Genomic DNA, 10818 nt, shown 5'->3' with positions numbered 1-10818 from the left:
GCTCTTAGTAATAAGCTTGATTGGTTATGCAATGCGTTATGCCAGCTTTTTCTTGTGATAAATTGCGGAATTAAAACGGTGACAGCCATATGGCTATCATCAGCTCGTTCTTCTACACGATCAATAAAGCGTAAAAGAGGTCCAATTAAGCTTCGATATTGTGAGTAGAATGTAACTAAGCGTATATCAGGATATCGTTCCTTCCATATTTCTTCCATTCTTTTTTCGCTTTCACGGTCAAATGCCACATGGACCGCAATCACAGTGTCTCCAATAATTTTTGCATAGTTAATTGAATTCTCGACAGCTCTTGTTAAGCCTGCAACTGGTATAATGACTACATTTCCTTCTAATGCTAATGCTTCTTTATCTCCTGGCTTGATACGAAGTTGCTTTCCCACCTCTACATAATGATTCTTAATACGATGGAACAGATAGACGATAAGAGGTAAGAAGATTAAAACAGCCCATACCTGTGAGAATTTTGTTGTAAAGAAAATAATCAGTACTGTGAAACTAATAAAAGCTCCTATAAAATTGGTTACTAACTTTCCCTGCCAGCCAGCTGGCTTTTCTTTTAACCATTTTACAATCATACCTGTTTGAGATAGCGTAAATGGAATGAATACTCCAACAGCATATAAAGGAATTAACCGTTCTGTATTGCCTTGAAATGCTATGATGAGCGCAATAGAGGCAATTCCAAGGGTCACAATTCCATTTGAATAGCCTAAACGATCACCACGTATCGTAAACATACGAGGGATATACTTATCTACAGCTAAATTAACAGCTAGTAAAGGAAAGGCTGAAAAGCCTGTATTCGCAGCCAATACTAAAATTAAAGCTGTCGTACCTTGAACAAAATAATAGAAACCATTACGTCCCAACACTTGGGAAGCGAGCTGCGAAACAACCGTCTCCTCTGCTTTAGGTACAATTCCAAACCAATAAGCTAAGAACATGACACCTGAAAACAAAATAGCCAAAATAATGCCCATTGCAACAAGCGTACGTACTGCATTTCTTGCAGCCGGTTGTCTAAAGTTTGTTACAGCATTTGAAATAGCTTCTACACCTGTAAGGGCTGAACATCCTGATGAAAAAGCTCGTAGTAGTAAAAATAAACTAATTCCCGGAACTGCAGTTCCAATAGCCGGATGAACGTCAGGAGAGACCTGACCAGTGGCTACTTTCCATATGCCTACCCCTATCAAAAGAACCAATGCAAGGACAAACAAGTAAACAGGGTACGCCAATGCTGAAGCTGATTCTGTTACTCCTCTTAGATTTAAAATCATAATAAAAATAACCAATAAGCAAGCGATAATGACTCTATAGTCATGGAGAGCAGGAAAAGCAGATGTTAACGCATCTGTTCCAGATGAAATACTTACAGATACGGTTAAGATATAGTCTACTAATAGAGATCCTCCAGCAATAAGCCCTGCATTCTCTCCAAGGTTATGTTTTGATACAACATAAGCGCCACCGCCTTCGGGATACGCATAAATAATTTGTCGATAAGAAAGGATAAGTGCTGTTAAAAGGATGAGTACACCAATACCGATAGGTATTGAATACCAAAATGCAATCATTCCAATGGTAGCAAGCACAATTAAGACTTGTTCTGGGCCGTACGCCACGGATGAAAGTGCATCGGATGAAAGAATAGCTAAGGCTTTGATCTTATTTAGCTTTTGTTCACCTAACTCCTTTGATTTAAGTGGCCTCCCAATTAATAAACGTTTTATGGATGAATAACTCATCTAAAATCCTCCTGAAACCTTTGCCATTACTGATATTAGTTTACTCTCATCATTCCCCATCTCAGAAAAAAAACACAAAAAAGAACACTAAGGTTCTGCTTAGTATTCTTTCCAGGACAAATAAAAGCAAACCTTCTCTCCAAACGCTTATGAGGTTAGCTGTCGGATTCGGGCTTTAAGAGTAGCCCTACCTTCTTACAGAAGGATTCACCCCAAGTGCAAGTGCACACAAAAATGGGTCCCCCACTCCTTAGTGGATTAAGCGATAAAAGGTATGAAAATAGCAAGATCATATATGTATGTTAGGTACTATACGCCTGAATATGACGTTTGTAAAGAGAGATTCCAATTAAAATTAATATTTAATATAATTCGTTTTTTTCTTTTATGTAAATAAATAAATTTTGATATCTTGAGCAAACTATTTAAGGTCCAACAAAGCGTCAACACAACATTTTAATCACTGTAAAGAAAGTGACTGCCTCTTCTTAGTGAAAAGAGACAGTCTTTTTCTATTTTCTCACTGTATAGAGTCTTTATTTTTAGTTACCATAATGTTTTTTATGGGTAGGAAAAGTACTTGAATTAATTCAAGTACTTTACAAATAGAACCTTATCTTGATTGTCTTTATTCCCCTGTTCAATTTCAAAACCCATTTTAGTATGATAAGCAATTGAAGCTTTATTCACAGGAGAAGTCACACAACGAACAATATTGCGGCCACTTTGTTTAATTACGTCGAAAAATTGATTGTATAGTTGTCTCCCAATACCTTTTCCCCTGTACTCCGGATGGATTCCAACAAAATGAATGTATGCTTCATTCGAATAAGATTGAGATAAGAATCCAATTAAAAAGCCTATGATTTCACCTTCTTCTTCAACAATAAAGCTAGTATTTTTAAAATGATCAAAAAAAAGCTTTGGCAACAAGTCAGACATTTGCCTTCCATTCCACCAGTTGTTGATTAACGGAGATATTACATAATAATCTGATCCTTTCACTAAACGAACTGTCATTCTGATCTCTCCTTAATTTATTTATGAATTTACTTAAATTGATGCTATCACAGGAAGAAAATGCTATGTTGTTCTTTCTTATTTTTTACTAATGAATGCTAATATGAAAAGTGAATAGAATATACAAAATCAGTTTACATAATCAACATTCTCGGAAATAAAACAAAAAAAGGCTTCAAATAAGTATGAAGCCTTTATATTTATAAAGAAAAGCTTAATTCTTTAGAATATGATGCTTTACTAAACTTCGATAATAGCCATAAATAATAAAATAGGCTATTAAATAACTAATAAAAGTTCCCGGAATATTCCATCCATTAAAATACTCTACTTTTCCTAAGACTAAACCTATACCTTCGAAACCTGTAGTAAAGAGAGTAAAACAAAGTAAAAGGATAATCGTATTAATCTTCTTTTTTATCTTAAAGTAAATTAAAAAAGAAGATAAGACAGGATAGAAACCAATATTTAAAGGGAGTGCTGATAAACTTAGATCTCTAAAAGTCGGTTTGAATTGCCAAAAGTAATTACTTCCCCAATCATTTAGTATAAAAGCTACTGTCATTCCTACCGGTGCAATTAAAAGAACGATTATAGGTTCTTTCCTGTATAATATGAAACCAAAAATCCAAGGTACAATAAATCCCATAATAATATTTACTAATATTTTCTCTCTTCTCCTCTCACTAAGATTACCTTTTAACAGGATTGTCCAAAACGTAAGAAAATAGTATGGACTAGTAGTATGTAACTTACCCAACATGAATATTTTCTTATATAGTGAGCAAACTACCCAAGATGCAATAGAGTATTATCAACAAAACATCTATATTTCAACGACTAGGAAAACTACTGTACAGGAGCAGTAGTTTTTCCGTTTTTATGTTGTATAGAATATACAAGTGTAGTTAACATAATGTCTCTTAACGGAACCCATCAAAAAAGAGAACCCTTCTGGGAGTAAGGGTTCGAAAGAGGTCTCATTTATGAGTTATGCAGCTTTTTATACATCCTTGACGCGTAAGGGTTTCATACTAGGGCATAACCCAAACGAATGAATAAAAAGTGCACCTTTTATTCATATGCAAAACATGTAAAATATAGTATATATGGTAAAAATATGATATTATTGTTTATGGTGCTATGCATTCTTCAACGAGTATGAATGACAAAAGCAACCTCTTTCCAATGCCATGGGATATGAGGTTGCTTTTGTTTATTTGGAAAATATGCTATGATCTTACCAACGACATATTCGAAAACCTAAAAAGCTATCTCATTGTCCCCTTTGAGATAGCTTTTTTCTATTTATTTTAATAATCCATCTACGACGGGAAATGATATCATATTGGCTAAAAGTATAGATATCATATTAATCCACCATTTATTTTTTGAAGAAACTAACCAGATTGTACCCAATGAAATAAGAAGATACTTAGGTATTAATGGATTTACACCCATTATCTCTGGTAAAAAAACAATGGATAAATAATAACCAAAACCTAGTATCAAAGAATTAATCAATACAGTGATATACATATGTACACTCCATTCATTATGCACTTTATAATGTAGTTTGGTTATTATTTACAAAACTATTCTTTATTAAAAGATATTAGCTACTTATTTAATTTTTTCTAATTCATTCAGCATCTCATCAATAAATTGACTAATTTCTACCGTATTGCTACTTGTAAACCCCTCTTTAAATGCTGTTTCAATCAAAAGTTGTCTCTCTTTTTCAATCTCAACTTTTAAAGCTTCTTTTAAAATCACTTTATGAGACTCCAATAACCCAATCACCCATTTACTTTTAATCACAAAACGAGCATAAAGTTAATTACTTTAAGTACGATCTTGGAATAATCAACCCTACGCTCGTTTTATGCTCTCATATTTATATAAATATTCTACAATGTACAGATGTCCTTATATAACGGAGATTTATCTTTTTATCTCTACAATATTACCTATTGGAAAAACCGTAATGATAGGCACTTAACAATAAATAGACCGTATGACTAGTCACATAAGCAAAAATAACGAGTAAAGCAATCATCTTTAGTTTAATCACTTTCAATTTTCCTTTTTATCTTTCTAAGCCTTGTTCCTGGCGCTTTAATTACTTACGAATACTGCTCGCATATTAAAAAATGAAATCTGCTTCATCTTCTCAACATTCTTATCAATTTAATTTTTTATTCATTTATGCTAATTTTCGCAAATTTTCATACATTCACTTGCTTAAACTAATAACATTAGTTAATATATAAATGGAAATAGTTTTAAAACTAATATAAGAAGGAGCTATTCCTATGAGAATCATTCAAGAAGCATACTTGTATCAATTGACTTTCTTACCAGGACTTTTCCCAGTTAATTGTTACTTAGTTGAAGAGAGTGATAGTTTAACTTTAGTTGATGCTGCGCTTCCTTACAGTGCTAAGAAAATATTACAAGCTGCTAAAAAGATTAACAAACCCATTACACGTATCCTTTTAACACATGCGCACGAAGATCATGTAGGAGCACTTGATAAAATAAAGCTATTACTTCCTAATGTTCCTGTACATATTTCAAGTAGAGATGCCCGTTTAATGAGTGGAGATACTACATTAGATCCTAATGAACCGAATACTCCTATACGTGGCGGAGTACCTAAAACTTTAGAAACCCGGGCAGAAGTTTTATTACAAGATGGTGACCAAATTGGTTCGCTAATTGCGATAGCTGCTCCTGGGCATACGCCAGGTTCAATGGCATTTTTTGATACCCGTACCGATACCCTAATTGCTGGTGATGCGTTTCAAACAAGGGGTGGTATGGCAGTAACTGGACAGCTCCAACCTTTATTTCCTTTTCCAGCAATGGCTACATGGAATAAAAAACTTGCACTTCAGAGTGCTCACAAATTATTAAATTACAGTCCTTCATTGCTTGCTGTAGGACATGGAAAAATGATAAAACAACCAGAAAAAGCTATGAACAATGCGATTACAAAAGCTAGGTTAAATTTGAAACACACTTAACCTATAGTGAGAAAGGAGTTTAACTATGGCCGCAAGACCAGGACTTGATTTAGACACTATTTTAAAAGCCTCTACAGAAATGGCAAATGCACAAGGATTAGACGAAGTAACATTAGCTTCACTTGCTAAAAAATTAAATATTCGTCCACCCTCTCTATATAATCACGTAAATGGCTTACCAGCATTAAGGAAAAAACTTGCTGTTTATGGTTACGAACAACTTTATAAAGTATTAATACATGCAACTGTAGGACGTTCAAAAGATAATGCGGTTCGTGCACTAGGCGAAGCTTACATAGTTTTTGTTCGCAATCATCCAGGGTTGTATGAAGCAATGCTTCGTTCTCCTAATTCTGATGACCTGGAACTTAAGCACATACAAAATGAAACCGTTAATATTGTTATTCAAGTACTTAACGAATACCGTTTAGGAGAAGAGCAAACCTTACACGCCACACGTGGGCTACGAAGTATTTTACATGGCTTTGCTTCACTTGAGCAGAAAAAAGGGTTTGGTCTTCCCCATGATCTTGATGTAAGCATTCTTATGCTAATAGATATTTTTTTAAGAGGAATAAACGCGATGAAACAAGAAAGTAAAAACAGTGAAGACATAAGAGATTAATGTAAGATGAATATCCTTTCATTAATCAAGGTTTTAAATTTAATGTTGCGATTTTCTTTGGAACTATTTGCACTTGGCTCACTAGCCTACTGGGGAGCTCAAACTGGAAAAGGGTCAATGAAAGTACTGTTAGCAATAGGTTCTCCATTAATTGTTGCAATCGTTTGGGGGATTTTTGGTTCCCCGCGTTCATATGTTCAACTATCTACACCTATGCATATATTGCTTGAACTACTTGTATTTGGTCTTCCTTCTGTTGCCCTATACACTAGTGGCAAGCCTGCTTTAGCCATTATTTACATTACAGTCGCTATAATTAACCGCATTTTAATGTATATATGGCAGCAACGGTGAGATTGTATGGTAGATGCTTGAAACCAAAAAAACAAAAACGATTACTCTAATCTGAGTAATCGTTTTTTTGCAGCGTTTTGTTTATTTTAATTTACCCCGTTCCATAAAATAGAAAGCTCTATAGTTCGTAAAAGTATACCTTTACGGACTTTTCTTTTATATAAGGAATCTATCACTTTGATCGTTCGTTTTAGTTTTAAAGCAAATTACGAACGTCTTCATATGTTTATGCACTTTTATGAACGTTTTTGATGAAATAAAAGGAGTTTGATATTTGAATAAATAAGTTAGATTGGAAAAGCTGGCGTAGGGAAAGCAATTTCAATACCTCAAGTAGTATTGGACGGTCCTAAAGAAATTGTTGATAGAAGACGCATCTATGTTATTATGTATACTAATGCTCTAAGAGACCGTATAAAAAATTATCAAATTAAATAAGAAGATACCTAAGCAGTTAGATACTAAAACCTTGCAGTTCCTCTTATTAAGAAAGTTTATCCCTCCATTGCACCACCTTTTTTATGAACAGCAATTTATAAAAGGAGCACAGATGAAATTGTTACTTAATTAAACGTAGCGAAGTCTTATATAGCTGTTATATCAAATGATTCAAGGGAATACATGTTAATTATACGAATGATTCATCACCTACTATAAGTAAGTATTAAAACGTTGAATTATATAGTTTGACTTAGAGTGCAAGCGGCAAATATCTTACAAGGTGGTATATCTATTGAAAGTTGAAACACGTAGCGTTGAATTTGTTCCAGTAGACGAACGTCATGGAAAAGCAAAAGGTTTGTTCCCCATTTGGTTTGGAGCAAACATGCACATTACAACTCTTGTAACAGGTGCATTACCAATTAGTTTAGGTCTTAATTTATTTTGGAGTTTCGCAGCTATTATACTTGGAACCTTATTGGGTGCTATTTTCATGGCTTCACATTCTGCTCAGGGACCTAAACTTGGAATTCCTCAAATGATTCAAAGTCGAGCGCAGTTTGGAGTAATCGGAGCTATTTTCCCGTTATTTCTTGTAATGTTTGTGTATTTAGGTTTTTTCGCAAGTAGCAGTGTGCTTGCAGCACAAACATTAAACAGTTTAATACCCATTAATCAAAGCTGGGCTATAATAATCTTAAATATTCTTTGTTTTATTGTTGCAATTTTTGGCCATGATTTAATTCATAAAATGCAGAAAGTATTATCATGGTCTTCATTTGTTGTGTATCTAGTAGCAACAATTATTATATTTCAGTTACCACTTCCGACAGGAAGTTTTTCATTAAGTGGTTTGGATTTACCTGTATTTTTACTCGCTATCAGCATTGTAGCAACATGGCAATTAGCATATGCACCATACGTAGCAGACTATTCACGCTATCTGCCCGTTAATACATCAACTGCACAAACCTTTTGGTATAGTTACCTGGGTACATTTGTAGGGACTGTATGGATGATGATTTTAGGAGCAACTTTAACAACTACTATTCCTAATTTCCTTGATCATTCTGGTGGGAATTTAGCTCACTTATTCGGAAGTTTTGCTATCTTTATGTATTTGATCATTATTTTTGGTCAACTAGCTATTAATGTTTTTAATTTATATGGTGCTTTCATGTCAACCATTACAACTATAGAGCCCTTTTGGAAGCTGAAAGTAACACAAAAAGTTAGAGTAGGGATGATGTTTTGTGTTACATTGGCAGGTACTATCCTATGTTTATTAGGCCAAAGTAATTTTCTATCATTTTTCTTAAATTTTATCTTTTTCATTAGTTATTTCTTGATTCCTTGGACGTCTATCAATCTTGTGGACTACTACTTATTACGCCGTGGTCAATATAATGTAAAAGATATCTTCGATGTAAATGGTCAATACGGAAAAATAAACGGAATCACTTGCATGGCATTTGCTGTATCAATTATTGCAGAGGTTCCTTTTATTAACACATCATTCTACATTGGTCCTATAGCAAAGGCATTCGGGGGCGCAGATATTGCGTGGCTAATTGGAATAATAGTTCCTGCAATCTTATATTATTTTCCGATGAAACAAAAGTTAAATAAAGAAGTTTGTAGTAACTGAATTCGAAAGAAAGGCCTGTATCTAAACAGATACAGGCCTTTCTTTAACCCATGAAAAGAGAATAAACATTCTTTTTTTATGTAACAAAAACGAGATGCAAACGATTATGCATCCCGTCATGTGAAGAAGGAAAAAAATAGCTTTTAATGCAGCATATGATCTTTAAGGAACACCTCATTTAAGCATTGAACTAAAAAGATATACAATGTGAACGAAATCGTTCTTGGTCTGGGACAAACACCTCATTTGCATAGTTATAAATGAACGTTATTGTCTACCCATTATATATATTCTTACTACGCTCATGACTACCATCCCCTTATGAATCAAACATACATCGATTTACAATAAGGTTTTCTGAAATATGCCTGCTGTAGACACCTCATCCCAAATGTAAGAAGCTTTGTAATGATTAGTTGTAATCAATAACTTGTTTTCCTTCTTCCTTAAATAGAATATCCCAATAGCCTATTTATAATTCAGTAAAGCTAACAGGGGTTTTTTGGATTACATGCACCCTTTATTTATAACAAAGATTAAATAAAGAAGCTTTATTATGAATAGCTATAATAAATAGAGATATGTATGTACTTATTCATTTTATTTGATGTGTTGGAGCATCAAATAGCTATGCCACTTATGCCATATCATAAATTTTTGATAGGGGAAAGGTGAGTAGATAGAATTTGTTAAAGGTATTGTTTTCCTTATTTGCTATCAACTCTACTATATGTTACACTACAGATAACTTATTTTTGTTCGGTATATTGAGAAAAGAAAAAACCTAATTAGAAGTTTTTATCTTGAAATAGTATGTTTGGGCAAGATTGGTAATACATTTGTGGAGTATTCCACAGCAGGAGGCAACATTATGACACAAGGTACAGTAAAATGGTTTAATGCAGACAAAGGTTTCGGTTTCATTGAAATCGAAGGCGGAGACGATGTATTCGTTCATTTCAGTGCTATTCAAGGTGAAGGTTTCAAATCATTAGAAGAAGGTCAAAAAGTTACTTTTGATATCGAAGAAGGTCAACGTGGAGCACAAGCTGCTAACGTTCACAAAGCATAATTAAAAGTGATAACAAAAAAGACTCCTTATAAAGGAGTCTTTTTTTATGGTCTTATAATTAGCAAACTATGATTTATCTAGTATTAGTTCAATAGAAAACCCAGGCTTTAAAAAAAGCCTGGGTTTTAGACAAGACGATCGATACAAGGTTAATTAGTTATAACATATAATAGAAATAGAAAGCAAATATGAACAAAGACTTTTATATATATAGGTAGTGTTTAATCTTTTAAAAAGCATAGGTGTACATTATCTTCTATGGGGATTACGGGGGATTTTATCAATAAGGCGTTTTTTAGCTTCCATCTGACTTTTACATAAGGGACATTTCTGATGACTATCGTAAGAGAAGTCTTTCCTCATCCAGCCTTTACACTTTTCTACTGTACATTCCCAAATTTCTGTTTCTTCTTGAACCGGAGGTTCTTGATTTCTTTTACTATAATACATACTAATCACTACTCCTCTCTTTATAAGTATGCCTTATAAAGAGAGCATAGATACTTTATATCTTTTCTTTCATTCATATTTTATTAGCATCAATTTCACATTTGAAAAAAGTGGAGTGGGGATATTAAGATATAATAATTAATGTTTAATGAATAGTTGTTACCGTGACGTGTAAAATACAATGGAAATAAAAAAGAATGTTTTTTTAGAAAAACTATTGACGTTTCATTTGATATGTTTTATTATTATTAAGCGTCGTTGAAACGACAACTTATGATGTGAACATTGAACTTTGAAAACTGAACAAAGCGACAAACGTCAACGTTAATTTTTATTTTTTAAATTGAGCAAGTCAAACATTTCTTCGGAGAGTTTGATCCTGGCTCAGGATGAACGCTGGCGGCGTGCCT

The 10818-nt window shown here is 33.6% G+C and carries 10 protein-coding genes and 1 riboswitch; of the genes, 5 read left to right on the top strand and 5 right to left on the bottom strand.

All coding sequences use genetic code 11. From position 1 onward, the window contains the following. The 4 genes from AC0KUU_RS29780 to AC0KUU_RS29765 all read right to left on the bottom strand — a co-directional run. Window positions 1-1769: APC family permease (locus AC0KUU_RS29780; protein WP_473454038.1), on the bottom strand; the 1769-nt coding region annotated here is incomplete at its 3' end. Between the two features lie 130 nt (window positions 1770-1899). Beyond that, window positions 1900-2044: riboswitch (cyclic di-AMP (ydaO/yuaA leader) on the bottom strand. 310 nt (window positions 2045-2354) lie between these two features. Further along, window positions 2355-2789 carry a GNAT family N-acetyltransferase gene (locus tag AC0KUU_RS29775; protein WP_289921685.1) on the bottom strand — a complete coding sequence of 145 codons (435 nt, stop codon included), beginning with the start codon at window positions 2787-2789 and terminating at the stop codon, window positions 2355-2357. A gap of 214 nt (window positions 2790-3003) precedes the next feature. Continuing rightward, entirely contained in the window at window positions 3004-3552 is a 549-nt protein-coding gene (locus tag AC0KUU_RS29770) for a hypothetical protein (protein WP_322552150.1), read from the bottom strand. A gap of 860 nt (window positions 3553-4412) precedes the next feature. Beyond that, window positions 4413-4565 carry an aspartyl-phosphate phosphatase Spo0E family protein gene (locus AC0KUU_RS29765; protein WP_322552149.1) on the bottom strand — a complete coding sequence of 51 codons (153 nt, stop codon included), beginning with the start codon at window positions 4563-4565 and terminating at the stop codon, window positions 4413-4415. Between the two features lie 539 nt (window positions 4566-5104). Here AC0KUU_RS29765 and AC0KUU_RS29760 point away from each other — a divergent pair. The 5 genes from AC0KUU_RS29760 (at window position 5105) to AC0KUU_RS29740 (ending at window position 9958) form a co-directional block, all read left to right on the top strand. Continuing rightward, entirely contained in the window at window positions 5105-5818 is a 714-nt protein-coding gene (locus AC0KUU_RS29760; RefSeq protein WP_322552148.1) for an MBL fold metallo-hydrolase, read from the top strand. A 25-nt stretch (window positions 5819-5843) separates the two neighbouring features. Continuing rightward, entirely contained in the window at window positions 5844-6443 is a 600-nt protein-coding gene (locus tag AC0KUU_RS29755; protein ID WP_322552147.1) for a TetR/AcrR family transcriptional regulator, read from the top strand. Window positions 6444-6485: 42 nt separating this feature from the next. Continuing rightward, complete coding sequence (locus tag AC0KUU_RS29750) at window positions 6486-6797, top strand: YrdB family protein (RefSeq protein ID WP_322552146.1); 312 nt, start codon at window positions 6486-6488, stop codon at window positions 6795-6797. Window positions 6798-7530: 733 nt separating this feature from the next. Next, complete coding sequence (locus AC0KUU_RS29745; RefSeq protein ID WP_102812989.1) at window positions 7531-8886, top strand: purine-cytosine permease family protein; 1356 nt, start codon at window positions 7531-7533, stop codon at window positions 8884-8886. A gap of 871 nt (window positions 8887-9757) precedes the next feature. Continuing rightward, window positions 9758-9958, top strand: coding sequence for a cold-shock protein (locus tag AC0KUU_RS29740; RefSeq protein ID WP_025751380.1), 201 nt, complete (start codon window positions 9758-9760; stop codon window positions 9956-9958). A gap of 249 nt (window positions 9959-10207) precedes the next feature. Here the strand turns inward: AC0KUU_RS29740 and AC0KUU_RS29735 are convergent, their stop codons facing one another. After that, window positions 10208-10408 (bottom strand): cold-inducible protein YdjO-related protein, encoded by a 201-nt coding sequence (locus AC0KUU_RS29735; protein ID WP_043978988.1) that lies wholly within the window; start codon window positions 10406-10408, stop codon window positions 10208-10210. Window positions 10409-10818: the final 410 nt, after the last annotated feature.

This window comes from Priestia sp. ST2 (assembly GCF_055810735.1).
This window is presented reverse-complemented; position numbering and strand designations above follow the sequence as displayed.